This is a genomic window from Sphingomonas arvum (assembly GCF_026013565.1).
GTDB lineage: Bacteria > Pseudomonadota > Alphaproteobacteria > Sphingomonadales > Sphingomonadaceae > Sphingomicrobium > Sphingomicrobium arvum.
Window position 1 is genome coordinate 562,936 of record NZ_JAPDOB010000002.1, and the last position, 17,877, is coordinate 580,812.

The window sequence follows — 17,877 nt, forward strand, 5'->3', positions numbered from 1 at the left end:
CAGCTACCCTTTGTCGCATGATCCATTATAAGGTGGCGTTCAGACCGAGCCGGGAATAGCCCCAGCCTCCTTTGTTCTTCTTCGCCGCTCATTGCGGCCAAATCATGGTGTCCGGGCCCCAGTGCGCAGCTTGTCGCTGATCGACCGCTACATCGCCCGCTCGGTGGCCGTGCCGCTGCTCGGCACGCTGCTGCTCGCCGCCATGCTGCTGGTGCTCGACAAGATGCTCCGGCTGTTCGACTTCGTGGTCAACGCCGGCGGTCCGGTCAGCGTGGTGTGGCGCATGCTCGCCAACCTGCTGCCCGAATATTTCGCGCTCGGCATTCCCATCGGGCTAATGCTCGGCATCCTGCTCGCTTTCCGCAAACTTGCGACCAGTTCGGAACTGGACGCGCTGCGCGGCATCGGCGCCGGCTTTGGCCGCTTGCTCCGCGTGCCCTACGGCTACGCAGTCGCGCTGATGCTGTTGAACCTGTTCATTGTCGGTTGGCTGCAGCCTTGGACCCACTACGGCTACGAACGACTGCGCTTCGACCTGCGCTCCGGCGCACTGGGCGCCAGCCTTAAGGTCGGCGAGTTCAACACCCTGTCGCGCAGGTTCACGCTGCGGATCGACAAGTCGGAACGCAAGGGGACCCAGCTCCACGGCATCTTTGTCCAGGTCGATGACAAGTCCGGCAACAACATCGTGGCGACGGCGGAACATGGCCGCTTCTTGGCCACGGACGACCCCGACGTGATCCTGTTCCGGCTCGACCGCGGCCGCCTGATCCAGGACAGCCCCAAGTTCACCACGCCGCGGACGCTTGCGTTCGAAAGCTACGACTTGCCGATCAACTTGCCTAAAGTGGACAGCTTCCGCGCCCGCGGCACGGCAGGAGACGAGGTCGACGAGAAGACCCTGCCGGAGCTGCTCACCAACGCTTATGGCGGCGGCGCCAGGGGAGAAGCGCAGCTCGCCGCCCGCGCCAACCTCCACTTCCGCCTGGTTGAAGTGGCGATGATGCTGCTCCTGCCGCTGCTGGCGGTTGCGCTGGCGGTTCCGCCCAAGCGCAGCGGCTCGGCGCTCGGCATCTTCATCGGCATCGTGATGGTGGTCGCCTACCACAAGATCAATCAATGGGCGGAAGCCACTGGTTCGCGCGGCAGCCTGGTGCCCGAAATCGCGCTGTGGCTGCCCTTCCTGCTGTTCGCCGTGCTGATCGTGTGGATGTACTGGACCTTGTCCCGTAAGCCGGGTGGCCAGCCGATCGGCGCGCTTGAACGGGCCTTTGCAAGGACCGGCGCGGCCATCCGCCGCCTGCTGCCGCAATTCGGGCGCGAGGCGGAAGCGGGCGCATGATCAACTTCGACTTCTTCCCCTCGCGCCGGCTCGCCTGGTACACCGCCAAGCTGTTCCTCACGCGCGGCCTCGCCGTCATGTTCAGCCTCAGCCTGGTGCTGATGATGCTCAACCTGCTGAGCGAAAGCGGCAAGATCCTCGCCGTTCCGGGCAACGACAATGCCGACGTCTGGCACTACGTTGCCCTGCGCCTCCCGCAGATTGTCTCGTTCGCCTTCCCGTTCTCCTTCCTGCTCGGCACCCTGATCGTCTTCGTCACCCTCAACCAGAACAGCGAGATTATCGCGATGAAGGCGGCGGGCATGTCCGCGCACCAGCTGATCGCCCCGCTGATCTTGACCAGCCTTCTGCTGGCCGGCGTCAGCTTCGCCTTCAACGAAGGGGTCGTGACCAAGGCCAGCCGAGAATTGAGCGCGTGGGAGGGCAACGACTATCGGCCGGTGCCACCGGACAAGGCGGTGGTCAGCAACGTTTGGATCACCGCCGGCGACGACATGGTGCGCTCACGCCTGGTGATCGGACGCGGCGCGGCCACCCAGCTCGACCGGGTCACCATTTACGAGCGCCGAGCCAATGCGGTCACCCGGATCATCGACGCCGAGCATGCTGTGCAGGACGCAGGCGCCTGGCAGTTGCAGCGGGTGCGGGTATATGATGGAGCGATGAATTTCGTGCGGCGCGTGCCAACGTTGCGGGCGCTGGACGGGGTTGACCCGGGCCGCTTCACTTTGGCTAAGGTCGATCCGGAAGCGAAGAGCTTTTTTGCGCTCCGCCGGTCACTAGCCGAGCTACAAGCGGCAGGCCGCCAGACCGACGAGGTTGAGACCGGCCTGTGGCACAAGGTCTCCGAGCCGCTTTCAACTCTGCTGATGCCCCTGCTCGCTGCCGTCGCCGCCTTCGGCCTCGCGCGCTCGGGTAAGGTGTTGGTCCGTGCGGCGCTCGGCATGGGACTCGGCTTCACCTATTTCGTCGCCGACAACTTCAGCCTGGCGATGGGCAACGTCGGAGCTTACCCGCCATTGCTTGCCGCATGGGCGCCGTTCCTCCTGTTTCTGCTGATCGGCGAAACCGTGCTGGTCCGCTCCGAGGAGTAAGCTTGTGATCCTGACGCTGTTTGCCACTGCTGCCACGGTTTCCATGCCCGTTGCGGCCACCCCCACGGGGTGGGTGATCGGCAGCCCCAAGGCGCGGCAGTCGCTGGTCGAGTACGGCTCACTCAATTGTGGCCATTGTGCTGCCTTCAGCCGCGAGGCGACGCCAACCCTGATGGCCGCGGTCAAGGCCGGCCGCCTGCGGTTCGAGTACCGCCCGTTCCTGATCTTCCCGCACGACATCGCCGCGACCTTGATCGCCCGCTGCGTGCCGGTGTCGCGCCGCTTCAAGTTCGTGGAGCAATATTATGCGAACACCGCCACTTTCACCGAGAAGCTGCGAACGGCGGACGAGGCGACGCTCAACGCTGCAAAGGCGAAGGGCGAGGGCGACTACAACCGCGCGGTGGTGTCGGCTACCGGCATGAAGCCACTCGCCGCGCGCTTCGGATTGACCGGTGCCGCAGTTGACCGCTGCGTCGCGGACCCCACGGGCACCGCCTGGCTCGACAGCGCCTACCAGAAGGCGCAGGCAGCCGGTATCAGCGGCACCCCGACTTTCTTCCTCAATGGCACGCGAGTGCAGTTCGGCAGCCTGGAAGAGGTCAAGGCCGCATTGAAGTAAGCGCTAGCGCTGTGCCAGCGTCGAGCGGGCCAGCCGTGAGACCAGCGGCATCAGCCCGCGATGGTTCACCGCATGGAACGCGCTGCCCTCGTCCAGCGCCGCGGTCAGCCGCCGGTGCGCCTCGCCGAGATTGTGATAGGGCACGCCAGGCAACAGGTGGTGCAGCGCGTGGTAGCGCAGGCCCACCGGCGCCCACAGGGCCGGCAGGGTGGCGGGCGGCGGTACGTTGACGCTGTCGAGATACTGGGCCGTCACCGACATCGGCTCGCCCTCATTCTCCCATAAGTGCGCGACCAGCGTGCGGACCTGGTTCAGGAACATGACGCCACTGGTCACTGCCAGCAGGATCGCGAACTCGCGCAGGGGGACCACGCCGGTGACCGCCAGGCCGATGAGGGTCAGCGCCCAGGCCGCGCAAGCCGTCTCCAGTCTCGCCCAGCTGCGGGCGAACTCGCCTTCGGGCCGCTTGCGGCGGAAATGGGGATTGATCTGCAGGCCCGAGTAGCGGCCAACGACCAGTTCGCGCAGCCGCGGCGAGCACAGCGACAACGGGGCCAGCAGGCCGAACCGGATCAGCAAGCCGATCGGGGCCAGCGCGGCGACCACCAGAAAGACCGGCAGGGTCCATGGCTTCATCAGCGCGAGTGGCAGATACTCCGGGTCCTCGACCGTGCCATAGCGCGTCTTGGCATGGTGCTGGTTATGAACACCTTCGTACAGGAACGAGGGCACCAGCAGCGGCACGCCAACCGTTAGGTTCCAAGCGGTACGGAAGCGCGGCAGCTGGCTGTGCTTGATGTGCGAGATTTCGTGGATGAAGCTGCCCGCGCGGTAAAGCGCCAGCACGGCCACGACGCCGGAGGCTACCGCCTCCCAACCGCCGAGCAGCAGCGCGCCGGCCAGCGCGACGTAGCCCAGCACCGCTGAGCCGATCAGGTCGGCCCAGTAGATGCGCGCGTCCGGGGTGTTGAGGTCGCGGGTAAGGTTCGCCGCAGCCCGCAGCATCTCCTTGTCGTCCGCCCCGCGCAGCGGGCGCGCGGGCGCCCTCGCGGACGTCGGCTCGACATCGGCGGCACGGCTGAAGCCACGGCGGGAGAGGGCTGCTTGGGTCATGGGATCCTTCGTCCAGGCTGGCGGACGTACGACCAGATAGTGGCGGCCGTATGGCGCGACAATGAACGTTGCGCCTCCGTGGCGGTTGGACTGTCGGTGACTCCGACGCTCCACCCGCACCTCGTCAACGGCCGTTCCGGCGATCCCGCCCTGTTCGTCGAGCGGCTGCACCGGCGTGAGGCTTTGCTGTTCGACTGCGGCGACCTGACGGCGCTCAGCAACCGCGACCTGCTCCGCGTGCACCACCTGTTCGTGTCCCACCTTCACATGGACCATTGGATCGGCTTCGACCGGCTGCTTCGGGTGCACATCGGCCGCGACAAGCTCATCCGGGTGGTTGGCCCGCACGGGTTGATCGAGCGCCTGCACCATCGGCTGCAAGGCTACGAGTGGGACTTGACGGAACGCTACAACGCCGATCTCGTGTTCGTCGCTACGGAGGCCGGCGCCGCCGGGCCAGAACGGAGTGCCCAGTTCCGTTTCCTCGCCCGTTTCGCCGTCGAGCCGTTGCCCGCGCCCGAGCCGCTCGCCGCCGACGACCTCGCCGTCACCTCCGCGCTGCTCGAGCACCATGGCCCGTGCCTTGGCTTCGCCGTGGCGGAACGCGCCCACGCCAACGTCTGGAAGGTCCGGCTTGCCGAGCGTGGCCTGGCTCCGGGTCCATGGCTGCAGGCGCTCAAGTCGGCGGTCCTCGCCGGTGCGCCGGACGGCATGCCTATCGAGCTTTCGGACAAAAGCCGCCTGCCGCTCGCTGCCCTGCGCGATCTCGTGACCGTCGGTCCTGGGCAGAGGCTCGCCTATGTCACGGATGTGGCCGACACGCCCGCGAACCGCACCGCCATCACCGCACTGGCTCATGGCGCCGACCTCCTGTTCCTGGAGGCACGCTTCGCTACCAATCATGCGACTGAGGCGGCCGCCCGCGCCCATCTGACCACGGCGGCGTGCGGCGAGATCGGTCGGGCGGCCGGGGTGCGCCGGCTGGAGCCGTTCCACTTCTCGCCGCGCTATGACGGGGAGGAGGATCGCATGCTGGCGGAGGTCGCGGCCGCGTTCGCGGGCGCGCCCGTGGTCTAGCTGCTGTCCGGTTGCGTTCGCAGTTGGCCGCTCGCGATCGCCGCCTGATCGATCAATCGAGCACCGGTCTCGGCGGCCGCTTCGGGCGTGAAGGCAAAGTGGACGTGATCGGGTCCGTCCACCAGCACCTTGCCCTCCTCAGCCACCACGTCGCTCGGCTTGCTATAGGTTTCGTCCGGCATGAACGCACAAGGTCGCAGCGAACCGTGTGTTCCTAGGATTTCATCTTCGAATCGAACTGTCGGCAAGATGACGGAGCGCGGGCCGGGCTAGGCGTGCTGGCCGGGCAGGGCTAGGCAGGGGCATGAGCCTCAACATTCGCCGGGTCGAGACCCAGGCTGACCGCCGCCGCTTCGTTGACCTGCTGTGGGACATTTATGGGGACGACCCCAATTGGGTGCCGCCGCTGAAGAGCGAGGAACTGGGGCTGATCGATGCCAAGAGCAACCCTTGGTTTGAGCATGCCGAGGCGGCGCTGTGGTTGGCCGAGCGCGACGGCAAGGTGGTCGGTCGGATCAGCGCGCAGGTAGACCAGCTGGTGCTCGAGCACATGGGCGCGGGCACCGGTGAGATCGGCATGTACGAAACGCTTGAGCAGGAAGCGGGACGGGAGCTGCTCGCCGCCGCCGAGGCCTGGCTGCGCGACCGGAGCATGACCCGCGCGCTTGGCCCCATCAGCCTTTCGATCTGGGACCAGCCCGGCCTGCTGGTCGACGGCTATGATGAGCCGCCCACGGCCATGATGGGCCACCACCGGCTTGAATATCGCGGTTGGTGGGAAGCCGCTGGCTACGTCCGTGCAAAGGATCTGCTGACCTACGAGCTCGACATCCGGATCGAGCACGTCGCCATGATCCGCCGCCTGATCGAAAGCGGCCGGCGCAACCCGCGTATCCGTATTCGCCAGGTCGACAAGAGCCGCTTCGAAGATGAGGCGAAGCTCATTCTCAATCTCTTGAACGATGCCTGGTCGGACAATTGGGGCTTCGTGCCCCTGACCCCGGCCGAGATCGCCTATGCCGGCAAGAAGTTAAAGCCGATCATCTTCGAGGACCTGGTTCTGGTGGCCGAGGTCGACGGCGAGCCCAAGGCGTTCATGATCACCATCCCCGACATCAACGAGCTGATCCGCGACCTCAACGGCAAGCTGTTTCCGTTTGGCTGGGCCAAACTGTTGTGGCGCCTGCGCAAGCCGCGCGTGAAGCGCATGCGGGTGCCCCTGATGGGCGTCACCAAGGACCTTCATGGCAGTCGCTTGGCTGGCCAGCTCGCCTTCATGATGATCGAGCAGTGTCGGCAGGTCAGCGTGGGCACCTATGGCGCCACTCATGGCGAGTTCGGCTGGGTGCTGGAGGACAATGGCGGCATGATCTCCATCGCGCAGCTGCCCGGTGCTTCGGTCAACAAGACCTACCGGATCTTCGAGAAAGCGCTCTGAGCGCCTCGCCTAGGCGGCCTGACCCTGCTCGCCGCTGTCGCGGTGCAGGGCTGTCGCGACCGCGTGGGCCAGGGCGCTGACGGTGAACGGCTTGCGCAGCAACTCGTAGCCGATCAGGTCGTCACCTTCGCCCTCGCCGACGTAGCCGGTGACGAACAGGATGGCGGTGTCCGGGTGCTTGGCTTTCAGCTCACGCACCATCTCCGGGCCGGTCATTTCCGGCATGATCACGTCGGAGATGACAAGGTCGAAGTCTTGCCGTTCGAACAACCGGATCGCGTCGGCACCAGATTCGCAGGCGACCGGATGATAGTCGAGGTCTTCAAGGGCGCCCACAGTGGCAGCGCGAACCCGGGGGTCGTCCTCGACCACCAGGATGCGAGCTCCGGGTACACTCGGTTCGGCCTGTTCGCGCTGGCTCATCACAGGGTGCATCCTCACCTCTGCCGTTTCCGCCTGTGCCCGTGGCAGGTAGATGGAAACGGTCGTGCCTACGCCTACTGTGCTGTCGATCCCGACTTCACCGCCCGACTGACGGGCAAAGCCAAAGATCTGCGACAATCCTAGTCCCGTACCCTTGCCAACTTCTTTCGTGGTGAAGAATGGCTCGAACGCGCGGTCCATGACCTCTTGCGGCATGCCGCAACCAGTGTCACTGACGCAAACCCTTACGTATTCCCCACCGCGCACATCTCCCACTTCGCCGGGCGCCAGCGTCACATTCTGCGTCCGGATCACCAGCTCGCCAACGCCCTCCATCGCGTCCCGGGCATTTACCGCCAGATTGAGAATCGCATTTTCCAGCTGGTGCGGATCGACGAACACCGCCCATGCGTCGGTCGCGGTGTCGACGCGGATGCGGATCCTTTCGCCGATTGTTCGATCCAGCAGTTCGGACATGCCCGCGACGAGCTCGCCCGGGGCGACACGCGCCGGAAGCAGCGGCTCGGATCGGGCGAAGGAAAGCAGGCGGCGGGTGAGCGCGGCGGCGCGGGTCGCGCCCTCCATCGCATTGTTGAGGTGCAACAGCACCTCCTGCCGTGGTCCGTTCAGCCGCCGCTGCGCGAGATCCAATCCGCCGACCACCACCGCAAGCATGTTGTTGAAGTCGTGCGCGATACCGCCGGTCAGCTGCCCTACGGCCTCCATCTTCTGCGCCTGCCTCAATTGCGCTTCGGCCGCCGCACGCTCGTAGGCTTCCTCTTTCAGCGCTTCATAGGCTTCGCTCAGCTCTACGGTGCGCAGCGCCACCGCCTGCTCCAGCGTCTCCGCCTCTCTGCGTGCCTGAACGTTCTGTCGCCAGATCTGCACGGCGATGAAGCCGAGCCCGAGCGCCATCAGCCCGACGATCACGCCCAGCCAGGACAGGTAGTCGGTCAGACGGTCCGCGCGCCCGGAGAAGAACCGCGTTTGGCGCATCGAAGCGCGCAGCAGCCGCCGCTCGGCCGAGGCAATCTGCGTGAGCTGGCTGCTGAGGTCTGGGCCGGTGTCGGTCCGGCTCGCCGCGTAATAGAGCGGCACGCCGCCCTGGCCCTGCTTGGCCATGGCGGCCTGTGCCGCGGCGCCCAGCTCCAGCCCGCGCTCATTGTACAGTCGCTCCAGCTCCGCGACCCGCGCGCGCTGCTGCGGGTCGCGCTGAACGAGTTTCTTCAATTGCCGCAGCTGGTAGCTCGCCAGTCGCCACTGGTCGGCGTAAATGGCGCCGCTGCCTTCCTTGCCCGTGTCCTCGTCCAGCACGAAGCGGCCAAGCGCCGCTTCGGACCGCGACAGGGTCGCGTCCAGCGAGCGCACCAGCAGGGTTACGTCGTAGGAATGCCGCTCCCGCTCCAGCGCCGTGTCGCGGGCCTGGCTCGCCAGCGTGACGAGCAGCACCATGCCGAGCAGCACGAGGGTTGCGATGAGAGCACCGGCCGCCGCCCCCCCGCGGCGCCAGTCGAAGCCTCTCTCTTCAGGCGTCATGCACCCGACTCTAGGCTCGCGCGCAAGCCGGCGCTACCCCTAGGTTCAGGTGGGTCGTGGTAGGAAGAGCCATGCGACGCTTATTGCTCCTGTTAAGCATCTTTCTGGCCACGCCTGCCCTGGCGGCCGATCCCGCTGTCCAAGGCTCGAGCGAAGCGCTGGCTACCGACGCCGCTGCCTATGCTGCCGCGCACGGCGTCCCTCAGGCCGAAGCCCTGCATCGCCTCCGCCTGCAGCTCGCCAGCGTCGGGATCGCCGACCGGCTCCGCGTCCAGTATGCCGGTCGCCTCGCCGGCCTCTTCATCGAACACACCCCCGACTGGCGGCTCGTAGTGCTGCTGGCCGGAGAGGTGCCGACGCAGGACCTGCTGCTCGGCAGCGCCGACCTGCGGGTTCCCGTCCAGATCCGCGGCGGTGGTGCGGCGACCCGCACCGCGGTGCTGACAGCGATCGACGCGCACCGGCAGCAGCTCGCCGCCCTGGTGCCCGGGCTCCGCGGCATGGGCGCCGATCCGCGGGCCGGCGCCCTGCTGGTGTTCCAACGGGCGAGCGCGGCAGTTCGACCGACCGCCGAGGTCGAGGCCGAGCTGACGGGGGTGGCCGGCGTCCCCGTCCGGCTGCGCCTGATCTCCGCTAACTTCGACAATGCAACGGCGACCGGCGGGGGCCGGGTGGTTGGCGCGTCGGGCGGTCATAACTGGATCTGCACCACGGGCTTCGTCGTAACCGCCGGCAACAACCGCGGCATCACCACCGCCGCCCACTGCCCAGACGGACTGAGCTATCGTGGTCCCGACGGCGAGGAGCGGCTGCTGACCATGGTTGGCAGCTGGGGCGCGGGCGCCCGCGATGTGCAGGTAATGGCGGGAGCAGGAAGCGGCCCGGCCCTGTTCTTCGCCGACACGGCCCGCGCGGTTGCTCGTCCCGTCACCGGCTGGCTGACCCGCCCCATGACCCGGTCGGGCGACTGGGTGTGCAAGCGTGGCGAAGCTTCGGGTGCGAGCTGTTCGGAAATTGAACTGACCGATTTCGCCCCACCTGGTGAGCTGTGCGGCGGCTTGTGTTCGGCGAGCTGGGTGACGGTGAAGGGACCCACTTGTCGCCGCGGGGACAGCGGCGCCCCCGTGTTCATCGGCACCACTGCGCTCGGCCTGCTCAAGGGCGGCGCCTTTGTCGAGAACGACGGCTGCGCCTTCTACTACTACATGAGCCTAGACTATTTGCCCGAGCAATGGCGTGTGGTCCGCACCGGCACGGATGTTCGCTCGGCGCCAGAACCGCTTGCCACCGACGCAGGCTAACGGCCGCGCTACAAGTCCTGCGCCGAGTTCCTGCCGAACCTCCACCTGCCGTTGGGATTGCCCCTGCCGCTCCACAATTCGAGCAGCCGGCGCTGGACCGGCTTCTCGAAGTACCGGTGCAATGCGATCGAAAGTGCCACGGCGCCGAGCGCGGTTGGCAGGGGCGGCGCCAGCTCCAATCGAAGCAGCGGAAAGTGCACCATGTACAAGGCGAAGCTGGCCTCACCCAAAAGGACGGCCCAGCCTTGTGACAGAAGGCGGGCGAGGGGACCTCGGCTGGTGGCGAACGTCCGCACCAGCGCGACTGCGCCAGGCCAGAAGATCATGGCGGAAGCGAGCGAGCCGGGCAGGTCGGCATAGACCAGCGCGAGCCCGGCAGCGGCGAGTGCAAGCGCCATCGCCTCCTCACGCCAGCCCGCCGATCGGGCGGCCGGCAGCAAGCCCAGGCCGATCCCGAAGGCGAATTCGATCAGCCGCGCTGGCGGCAGGATGTAGAACAACCAATGCGTCGGCTCGCCGGCCAGCGGCTGCGGGCTCAGGACCGCGGCGCCCACCGCAACGGTCGCGAACGTGGCCGCCCACCATGCCAGGCGCCGCAGCGGGCGCGGGCGGAGCCAGGCGAGCAAGAGCGGGAACACGGCGTAGAACATCGCCTCGTCGCTGATCGACCAGCTCGGCGCATTGAAGCTGAAGTAGACCGGGCCGAGCGGAACGAAGCTCTGGAGCAAGGTGAGGTTGAACGGGAGGGCAACCAGGTCGACGCCCAGCGGCAGCGCCAGCACGAAGGTCAGGAGGTGGAGGGGGTAGATGCGGGCGAAGCGTTTCCACCAGAACTGCCGCCGCTGCTCGGCGGTCCCGATCTTGCCCGCATAGTTGATGGTCAGCACGTAACCGGACAGGACGAAGAAGAACGACACCCCCGCGTAGCCGGCTCGGAAGCCGAAAAAATGATGCGCGACGACCAATAGGGCCGCGACGAAGCGCAGCGACGTCAACGGGCGGATCATGCAGCTATGGCGGGGAGGAGCGACATGCGCCGACCGTGGTCGGGTTCGTCCAAACGTTCAACCGCTTGCGCCCGCTGTGGGCGGCAGCTAACACCCGCGACGCCCATTTCGATGTTGGCTCGCCCGACATCGAGAGATCGGAAAAGCCTCCTCCAAGAGGAAATTGCACGATGTCGGGCGCGAGCGGGTGTAGCTCAATGGTAGAGCAGAAGCCTTCCAAGCTTACGACGAGGGTTCGATTCCCTTCACCCGCTCCAGCCGAGTAGCGACCTGCCAGGAGCAGGTCGCAGGCTGGAGCGCGGTCCCGCTGTGCCGAACCGGCTTAGCCCGCGCGAGTCAAAATGCTTGCTAGGGTAGGTCGCCCACGGGTGCCGTCCTCCGAGCTAACGCAGCCGCAGCCCAACCCACAACGTGCGGGGGGTGATCCGCTCACGCACGCCATCCGAACTGGTCGCTGCCAGGATGTTCGCGTCGAGCAGGTTCTCGACCCGTGTCGTCAGCTGGAGGCGCGAGCTCAGCGGCAATCCGGCGGCGAGGTCCACCTGGGTTCCTCCTGCGAGGCGAAGGCTGTTGAGATCGTCCTCGAACTGCGCCCCGGTACTCCGCACCGACAAGTTCCCGAAGGTGCCGTCCTGGCTCCACCCAAGCGAGCCTCCGACCGAAGTGCGCGGGGTCTGCGCCGGGCGAAGGCCGTCCAATGCCGCCGCTGCCCGCGAGGCGCTGACCTCGGCGGCGGCGAGGCTCGCCGACAACCGCGCCCGCCACGGCCCTCGGCGCCACTCGCTCGCCAGCTCTAGGCCGCGGCTAGTGACCGCGTCCAGATTCTGGCGCTGCCGATAGCTGCCGCCCGCCCCGACGAAGCCAATTTGCGCGAAGCTGCCAGGACCGCTCGCCAACGTCACGTTGACGACCGGATCGATCAGCCGATTGGCAAAGGCAGTCGCCGACAGCGACCAGGGTCCAGTGGCCCACGCGAGGGTCGCCTCGGCCCCGCGCAGCCGCTCGGGCTTGAGCAACGGGTTGGCGGCCGTAGCGTCGCTGCCGGCCCGAAAGGGACGGAACAGCTCGTTGAGCGTAGGCAGGCGCCAGCCAAGATAAGCCGCCCCGCTGACCGACCAGCCGCCGGTCAGGTCCAAGGCCGCGCCGGCCCGCCCCGTCGGCCGCCAACCGTGGCGCGCCGGGTAGCGCAGGTCCTGCAGCGCGGCTCCGCTCAGCAGGTTCCGCTCGGCGTAGACGCCGTTGCCGATCCACCAACGGTCGAGCCGCGCGGCGACGCTCAGTACCAGGGGACCTTCGGTGCGGGTCGCTTCGACGAACAGCCCGGCCTGGCCACTGCGTCCGCCCGAGCGCCGGTCGCGGGTCGGTGCACCCGAAGCATAGCTGCCGAATTCGTTGGAGAAGCCACGCATGGCGCGCATATCGCCACCGATCCGCAGCTCTACACCGCTCGCTACCAATGGGCGCAACTCGGCGCTGCTCCCAAAGGCGCGCGACGGCACGTCATATTGCAGGGCGCTACGCCGCGCTTCAGTGCGCCCGGCGGTCACACTGGCCGAGCTGTTCTCGAACCCGCGCCACTGGCCGTAGGCGAGCAGCGCAAAGGGCAGGGCACCTCTTCCGACCAGGCGAAGCGACGCATCGGCGCCGTCCGCCTTGTTGCCGGTAAACGCCAACCCGCGGGTGCGGTGGTCGGTGAAGGCCGACAAGCCGGCCTGAAGCTCCGCCTCCCCGCCGACCGGCGCCACCCAACGCAGCCGTGCGGCGGCGTTGCGGTAGGGTGCGCGGCGGTCGGCCGGTCCGCGATCTTCCGCCACTACCGGCATGAAACCATCGCCACGCGCCGCCTGGGCCGAAACGGTCAACAGCCCGCCTCCTGTCTTCATGCCGGCACCCACCGCAGCGTTGAACGACTCGCGGCTACCCGCTTCTGCTTCACCCCGCAGGCCAAGATCGGCACGGCTAGTCAGCTCGACCACCCCGGCCAGGGCACCCGGCCCCGCTGTCACGCTACCGCCGCCGCGGGTCACCCGGACCTCCGCGAGGCCCGCCGGATCGTAGGCCGGCCACGGCACCCAGCCGCCGAACGGATCAACCTGCGGCACGCCGTCCAAAACCAGCAGTGTTCGGCTAGCCGCGTTGCCGCCGAGCGCCCGCAGGGTCACGCCCTGGCTTGTCGGATTGGCCGATCGTGCGTCCGAGCGGCGGAACAGCTGCACGCCCGCGAGGCCTGTCAACAGTTGGTCCAGCCCGGTCGCCGGCGTCTCGGCCAGCTCACGCGCGTCGATCACCATCGGCCGGAGCAGGCGCTCGCCCGCGCTGGTGCCAAGCGCGCGTCCCGTCACGACGATCTCGGTTGCCGCCGGCGAGGACGGCGGGGGCAGGTCGATCAAAGTGCGGTGAGCGCGATGACCGAGGCCATGGCGCTCGCCACGCCCAGCATGATCACCAGGGCGACCCAGCCCTGCTGCGCCGCCCGCTCCTTTTGCCGCTCACGATCGAGATAATAGCGTCCCGAGCCTAACGGCCGTACGATCGCCAGGCCGACCAGCTCGGTCAGCGCCGATGCTTCCGCGCCGTCCAGGTCCAGGCTCATGGCCGTACTCGGCTCGTACGCTTCAGCTTTCTTCAGCTTCTGCAGCACCGCCTGCTGCGCAGTCTGGCTGTTGGCCGCCGATGCGATCAGCGCTGCGTTGATTGCCGGGTTCACCATGACCTCCCTCTAGTCGGAACGACTCTCGCGCCAAAGGATTGAATCGCTCCAGCATCGTAACGAGCAGGAGCCCCCGATGGCCGCACGTCCCGCGTGGCGCGGACAGATCAAGTTGGCGCTGGTATCGATCCCGGTCGAAATCTATCCGGCGACGAAGTCCGGCGCGGCCATCGCCTTTCACCAAATCCATGAACCGAGTGGCAAACGGATCAAATATGAGAAGGTGGTGCCCGGCATAGGGCCGGTGAATACGGACGACATCGTCAAGGGCTTCGAGGTTACCAAGGGCGAGTACGTCCTGCTCGAACCCGAGGAAATCGAGAGCGTGAAGCTGGAGAGCCGCAAGACGCTCGACCTCGTCCAGTTCGTCGACATGGCCGAAGTCGACGCCATCTACTACGACAAGCCCTACTTCGTGGTCCCGGCCGACGACCTCGCCGAGGAAGCGTATATCGTCGTCCGTGACGCGCTCCGGGCCGCGCGCAAGATCGGTATCGGCCAGCTCGCCATGCGCGGCCAGGAGTATGTCGTCGCCCTCAAGCCCTGCGGTCGTGGCATGCTGCTCGAAACGCTGCGCTACTCGGACGAGGTCAACAAGGCGGCGAGCTACTTCCGCGAGATCGAGGATGCGGAGCCCGATGCAGATCTGCTCGACCTCGCCGGCACCCTCATCGAGAAGAAGAGCGGAAAGTTCGAGCCACAGGAGTTCCACAACCGCTACGTCGATGCGCTGAAAGGCCTCATCGAGGAGAAGCGCAAGAGCAAGGGCGAACTGGTTATCCAGGACCCCGGCGACGACAAGCCGGCGAAGAGCAACGTCATCGACCTCATGGCCGCGCTCAAGAAGAGCCTGGGCGACGATGCCGGCAACGACAACAACGGCACTGCGGCCAAGCCGGCAGCGAAGAGGCCCGCCGCCCGCAAGCCTGCCGCCGCCAAGAAGGCTGACGCCACAGCGAAGAAGACCGCGGCGGCCGGGCGCAAGCGCTAGGCCGGCCCCCCGCTCCTAGTGCTCCGTCAGCGACCGGCGGAACGGGGCTGTCAGCGGCTCGATCATGTATTGTAGCGCCGTGCGCTTGCGGAGCGGAATCTGCACTGACACGGGCATGCCCGCGCGCAGCTCGAAATCCTTGCCGCGCACGGCCTTGAGTTCGCTGAGCTCGCTTTGCGGCACGTCGACCGTCGCGGTGAAGAAGCTCTCGCCCGTCCGCTCGTCCGTGAAGCTGTCGGCCGATACCCGGGTGACATGCCCTTCGAGCGGCCGCAGTGAACGCTCGTGCATCGCATCGAACCTGACATAGGCCAGCTGCCCCGGATTGAGGTCGTCGGCATCGTTAGGCGACACCTTGGCCTCGATGGTCAGCGGCGTCCGGTCCGGTACCACATCCATCAGCTTCTGCCCCGCCGCGATCACACCGCCGGGTGTGAACACCTGTAGGCCAACCACCGTGCCAGTCGCCGGCGAGCGGATCTCGGTCCGCGCCAGCTGGTCGCGGGCCGCGTTCAGTTTCGGCAGCACCTCATTCAGCGATGCCTCGATGTCGCGCAGCTCGGTCGCAGCCCGCTCGAGGTAGGAGCTCTGCGCTTCCAGCGACTGCAGCCGGGCTTCGCCGCCCAAGTCGCGTGAGGATGCGACAGTGGCGGTATACTGGCCCTTTTGTCCGATCAGCTCGGCCCGGGCCCGCTCCAGCGCACGCAGCCGGTTCTTGGCCACGAAGCCCTTCTCCGCGACGGAGCGAAGGCTGTTCAGCTCTTCGTCCAGCAATCGCACCTGTTCATCGATGGCGGCGATCTGGCTGCGATAACCGGTGCCCTGGTTCGCCGCCTGGCTGCCACGCTGGCCAAAGGTGCCGCGCTGGGCAGACAGCACCGCCAGACGCTGGCGCAGCTGCTCGTTCTGAATACGCAGCGCTTCGCGCGCCGCCGGCTGGTCCTCGGGCGACAGCGAGGCGAATTCGCGCGGGGTGACGATGGTGGCTGACCGCTGCTGCTCGGCCATCGCCCGCGCCCGCTGCGCGAGGAGAGTGATCGCCTGCGCAGTCAGCGCCCGCTCCTGCGCCCGCACGTCGGCGGCGGCAAGGCGGATCAGTACCTGGTTCTTCTGCACTTTCTGACCTTCGCGGACCAGGATGGCGCCGACCACGCCGCCGTCGCGATGCTGCACGGTCTGGCGCTGGCCGGTAACAACCAGACGTCCCGGGGCATTGGCGGCCGCGTCGAGGCGGGCGAACGCCGCCCATCCCAAGAACAGCACGAAGAACAAGGCAGCGACCATTGCGCCGATGCGGATATCGACGGAAGGATCATCGTTGCCGCCGGCCTGCTGCGGGCCGGGGAGAAATGGCATCTGACCCGGTGCCAGGGCGAGGCTGTGTTCGTTCATGACGTCGCTTCCGTCGTTCGGGCGGGAACCCGGCGGCGCTCGGGCGCGCCGGCCGCCAATTGCTTCAGCACCTCGTCGCGGGGCCCGACCGTCGCCACCCGCCCGTCGCGGATCACCATCAGCGTATCAACCACTTCAAGGATGCTCATCCGGTGCGCCACCACCAGAATGGTCGCGCCACGGTTCTTAGCGGCCCGCAACGTCTCAGTTAGTTGCTGCTCGCCTTCCGCATCCAGGCTCGAGTTCGGCTCGTCCAGGATCAGGTAGCGCGGATCGCGGAACAGCGCGCGGGCCAGCGCCACCCGCTGCGCCTGCCCGGCCGACAGCCCGCGGCCGCCAAGACCCAACTGGGTGTCGTAGCCCTGCGGCAGCCGCAGGATCATCTCGTGCGCGCCGGCCAGCCTGGCCGCGGCGATCACGTCGGCGTCGATTGCGTCGGACGCATCGCCGAGCCGGCCGCGGAAGCGGGAAATGTTGTCGCGGATCGAGCCGGCAAACAGCGCCGAGTCCTGCGGCATGAAGCCGACATGCTCCGCCAACCGCTCCGGGCTCCAATTGCGCTGGTCCGCCCCGTCGAAGCGGATGATGCCGGCAGCGGGCAGCATGGCCCCGGCCAACGTCCGCACCAAGGTCGACTTGCCCGCGCCACTCGGGCCGACGATCGCGACCACCTGGCCCGACGGCACGTCAAAGCCGACGTTGAGCAGAATCGGGCGCTGGTTGGGGTCGGTCACCGTCAGGCCCTGCACCTCCAGCCGGCCTTCCGGCGCTGGCAGGCGGGTCAGCGCAATCTCAGGCGGCCGCTCGTTGAGTAGGTCATTGAGGGCGGCATAGGCAGTGCGCGCCTGAATAATGGTCTTCCAGCTGCCCACCAGCTGATCGATCGGCTGCAGTGCGCGACCGATGATGAACATTGAGGCGAAGACGGAGCCGGGGCTGATCTTGCCGTCGATCGCCAGTAGGGCGCCGAGGCCTAGTGCCAGTGACTGGATCAGCTGCCGGGTGAAGCGCGACAAGGCGGTCAGCCCGCCGCCCGCCAGGCTGGCGTCCGTCTGCAGCCGCAGCATCTCGTCCCGGTCAGCCAGGTGCCCGCGCACCACTGCTTCGCGCATCCCGAGTGCACGGACCACGTCGGACGACGCGACGGTAGAGTCGAACTCGGCATAGCTGCGGCCGGCGGCGGCGTTGGCGCGCTCCATCCGAGCCCGGGTGGCCACCTCGTTGCGCCATGCGAGGAACAGGCTGAGGCCCGCGCCGACGATGCACAACACGCCGATCCACGGATGAATGAGAAAACCGATCAGGATGTAAATCGGGACCCACGGCGCATCGAGCGCGGCCAGGACCGCCGGTCCAGTCAGCGCCTGCCGCAGCGTGTCGAATTCGCGCACCGCCTGCCGCGACAAGCGGCGAGTCGCGCCGTCAGGGCGGACCAGCGTGGCGTCGATTACTTCAGGTGCCAGAATCCGGTTCAGCCGGATGCCGGCGCGCACCAGCAGGCGGGTACGGATGGCGTCCAGCCCGGCGAACGTCATCAAGGCGAAGGCCAGCACTACCGTCAGCAACAGCAGTGTCGCTCCGCCCAGCGTCGGGATTACCCGGTCGTAGACCTGCAGCATGTACAGCATGGGGGCGATGAACAGCAGGTTCACCAGCGCGCTGAATAGCAGGGCGTAGGTGAAATGGCGGCGGCACGCCCGAAGCGCGGCCATGATCCGCTCGTTGCCGCTGACCGTCGGGATTCGCACGATGGATCGTTCTCCGATGAGCGCTGTCTAACCCCCAGACAGCGAAACGCCCCCGCGCAACCGCGGGGGCGTCTCTCTTAAGC

At 67.3% G+C, this 17,877-nt stretch carries 15 protein-coding genes and 1 tRNA gene; 8 read left to right on the plus strand and 8 right to left on the minus strand.

Going from position 1 to position 17,877, the window contains the following annotated elements; genetic code table 11:
- Positions 1-121 precede the first annotated feature (121 nt).
- From lptF to OMW55_RS10280, 3 genes are read left to right on the plus strand one after another with little or no spacing between them, the layout of a single operon-like run.
- Positions 122-1,342 (plus strand): LPS export ABC transporter permease LptF, encoded by a 1,221-nt coding sequence (gene lptF, locus OMW55_RS10270; protein ID WP_264882911.1) that lies wholly within the window; start codon positions 122-124, stop codon positions 1,340-1,342.
- Positions 1,339-2,436 carry an LPS export ABC transporter permease LptG gene (gene lptG, locus OMW55_RS10275; protein WP_264882913.1) on the plus strand — a complete coding sequence of 366 codons (1,098 nt, stop codon included), beginning with the start codon at positions 1,339-1,341 and terminating at the stop codon, positions 2,434-2,436. Before lptF ends, lptG begins: the two co-directional genes overlap by 4 nt.
- Positions 2,437-2,440: 4 nt before the next feature.
- Positions 2,441-3,058, plus strand: coding sequence for a DsbA family protein (locus OMW55_RS10280; RefSeq protein ID WP_264882915.1), 618 nt, complete (start codon positions 2,441-2,443; stop codon positions 3,056-3,058).
- Between the two features lie 3 nt (positions 3,059-3,061).
- Here OMW55_RS10280 and OMW55_RS10285 read toward each other — a convergent pair whose 3' ends face one another.
- Positions 3,062-4,171 (minus strand): fatty acid desaturase family protein, encoded by a 1,110-nt coding sequence (locus OMW55_RS10285; protein ID WP_264882916.1) that lies wholly within the window; start codon positions 4,169-4,171, stop codon positions 3,062-3,064.
- Between the two features lie 78 nt (positions 4,172-4,249).
- Between OMW55_RS10285 and OMW55_RS10290 the strand changes: the two genes are divergently transcribed.
- Positions 4,250-5,248, plus strand: a complete 999-nt coding sequence (locus OMW55_RS10290) for an MBL fold metallo-hydrolase (RefSeq protein ID WP_264882918.1) — start codon at positions 4,250-4,252, stop codon at positions 5,246-5,248.
- On the opposite strand, the gene OMW55_RS10295 is transcribed toward OMW55_RS10290, so the two are convergent.
- On the minus strand, positions 5,245-5,430 hold the full coding sequence (locus OMW55_RS10295; protein WP_264882920.1) for a hypothetical protein: 186 nt from the start codon (positions 5,428-5,430) through the stop codon (positions 5,245-5,247). The genes OMW55_RS10290 and OMW55_RS10295 overlap by 4 nt on opposite strands.
- A gap of 122 nt (positions 5,431-5,552) precedes the next feature.
- On the opposite strand from OMW55_RS10295, the gene OMW55_RS10300 reads away from it, so the two are divergent.
- Positions 5,553-6,686 carry a GNAT family N-acetyltransferase gene (locus OMW55_RS10300; protein WP_264882922.1) on the plus strand — a complete coding sequence of 378 codons (1,134 nt, stop codon included), beginning with the start codon at positions 5,553-5,555 and terminating at the stop codon, positions 6,684-6,686.
- 9 nt (positions 6,687-6,695) lie between these two features.
- Here OMW55_RS10300 and OMW55_RS10305 read toward each other — a convergent pair whose 3' ends face one another.
- Entirely contained in the window at positions 6,696-8,645 is a 1,950-nt protein-coding gene (locus OMW55_RS10305) for a response regulator (protein ID WP_264882923.1), read from the minus strand.
- Positions 8,646-8,716: 71 nt separating this feature from the next.
- On the opposite strand from OMW55_RS10305, the gene OMW55_RS10310 reads away from it, so the two are divergent.
- Positions 8,717-9,946, plus strand: coding sequence for a S1 family peptidase (locus tag OMW55_RS10310; RefSeq protein ID WP_264882925.1), 1,230 nt, complete (start codon positions 8,717-8,719; stop codon positions 9,944-9,946).
- Between the two features lie 8 nt (positions 9,947-9,954).
- Here OMW55_RS10310 and OMW55_RS10315 read toward each other — a convergent pair whose 3' ends face one another.
- Positions 9,955-10,953 carry an acyltransferase family protein gene (locus OMW55_RS10315; RefSeq protein ID WP_264882926.1) on the minus strand — a complete coding sequence of 333 codons (999 nt, stop codon included), beginning with the start codon at positions 10,951-10,953 and terminating at the stop codon, positions 9,955-9,957.
- A gap of 183 nt (positions 10,954-11,136) precedes the next feature.
- Here OMW55_RS10315 and OMW55_RS10320 point away from each other — a divergent pair.
- Positions 11,137-11,210 (plus strand) — tRNA-Gly (locus tag OMW55_RS10320).
- A gap of 126 nt (positions 11,211-11,336) precedes the next feature.
- Here OMW55_RS10320 and OMW55_RS10325 read toward each other — a convergent pair.
- Both OMW55_RS10325 and OMW55_RS10330 read right to left on the minus strand, forming a co-directional pair.
- Positions 11,337-13,343, minus strand: a complete 2,007-nt coding sequence (locus OMW55_RS10325; RefSeq protein ID WP_264882927.1) for a TonB-dependent receptor — start codon at positions 13,341-13,343, stop codon at positions 11,337-11,339.
- Positions 13,340-13,663: a hypothetical protein gene (locus tag OMW55_RS10330; protein ID WP_264882929.1), complete on the minus strand. Its 324-nt coding sequence runs from the start codon at positions 13,661-13,663 to the stop codon at positions 13,340-13,342. Before OMW55_RS10330 ends, OMW55_RS10325 begins: the two co-directional genes overlap by 4 nt.
- A 76-nt stretch (positions 13,664-13,739) precedes the next feature.
- Between OMW55_RS10330 and ku the strand changes: the two genes are divergently transcribed.
- Positions 13,740-14,654 (plus strand): non-homologous end joining protein Ku, encoded by a 915-nt coding sequence (ku, locus tag OMW55_RS10335; protein WP_264882930.1) that lies wholly within the window; start codon positions 13,740-13,742, stop codon positions 14,652-14,654.
- Positions 14,655-14,669: 15 nt separating this feature from the next.
- Here ku and OMW55_RS10340 read toward each other — a convergent pair whose 3' ends face one another.
- Both OMW55_RS10340 and OMW55_RS10345 read right to left on the minus strand, forming a co-directional pair.
- The gene (locus OMW55_RS10340; protein WP_264882931.1) at positions 14,670-16,046 is read right to left on the minus strand and encodes an HlyD family type I secretion periplasmic adaptor subunit; all 1,377 of its coding nucleotides are present in this window, start codon (positions 16,044-16,046) and stop codon (positions 14,670-14,672) included.
- Entirely contained in the window at positions 16,043-17,794 is a 1,752-nt protein-coding gene (locus OMW55_RS10345; RefSeq protein WP_319950667.1) for a type I secretion system permease/ATPase, read from the minus strand. The genes OMW55_RS10340 and OMW55_RS10345 overlap by 4 nt, the downstream gene beginning before the upstream one ends.
- Between the last annotated feature and the right edge of the window lie 83 nt (positions 17,795-17,877).

Excerpts from the sequence above, each read along its gene's own strand:
- OMW55_RS10310 (WP_264882925.1), top strand. The coding sequence starts at position 8,717 with ATGCGACGCTTATTGCTCCTGTTAAGCATCTTTCTGGCCACGCCTGCC.
- OMW55_RS10295 (WP_264882920.1), bottom strand. The coding sequence starts at position 5,430 with ATGCCGGACGAAACCTATAGCAAGCCGAGCGACGTGGTGGCTGAGGAG.
- OMW55_RS10315 (WP_264882926.1), bottom strand. The coding sequence starts at position 10,953 with ATGATCCGCCCGTTGACGTCGCTGCGCTTCGTCGCGGCCCTATTGGTC.
- OMW55_RS10285 (WP_264882916.1), bottom strand. The coding sequence starts at position 4,171 with ATGACCCAAGCAGCCCTCTCCCGCCGTGGCTTCAGCCGTGCCGCCGAT.
- OMW55_RS10330 (WP_264882929.1), bottom strand. The coding sequence starts at position 13,663 with ATGGTGAACCCGGCAATCAACGCAGCGCTGATCGCATCGGCGGCCAAC.
- OMW55_RS10305 (WP_264882923.1), bottom strand. The coding sequence starts at position 8,645 with ATGACGCCTGAAGAGAGAGGCTTCGACTGGCGCCGCGGGGGGGCGGCG.
- OMW55_RS10340 (WP_264882931.1), bottom strand. The coding sequence starts at position 16,046 with ATGAACGAACACAGCCTCGCCCTGGCACCGGGTCAGATGCCATTTCTC.
- OMW55_RS10300 (WP_264882922.1), top strand. The coding sequence starts at position 5,553 with ATGAGCCTCAACATTCGCCGGGTCGAGACCCAGGCTGACCGCCGCCGC.
- lptG (WP_264882913.1), top strand. The coding sequence starts at position 1,339 with ATGATCAACTTCGACTTCTTCCCCTCGCGCCGGCTCGCCTGGTACACC.
- ku (WP_264882930.1), top strand. The coding sequence starts at position 13,740 with ATGGCCGCACGTCCCGCGTGGCGCGGACAGATCAAGTTGGCGCTGGTA.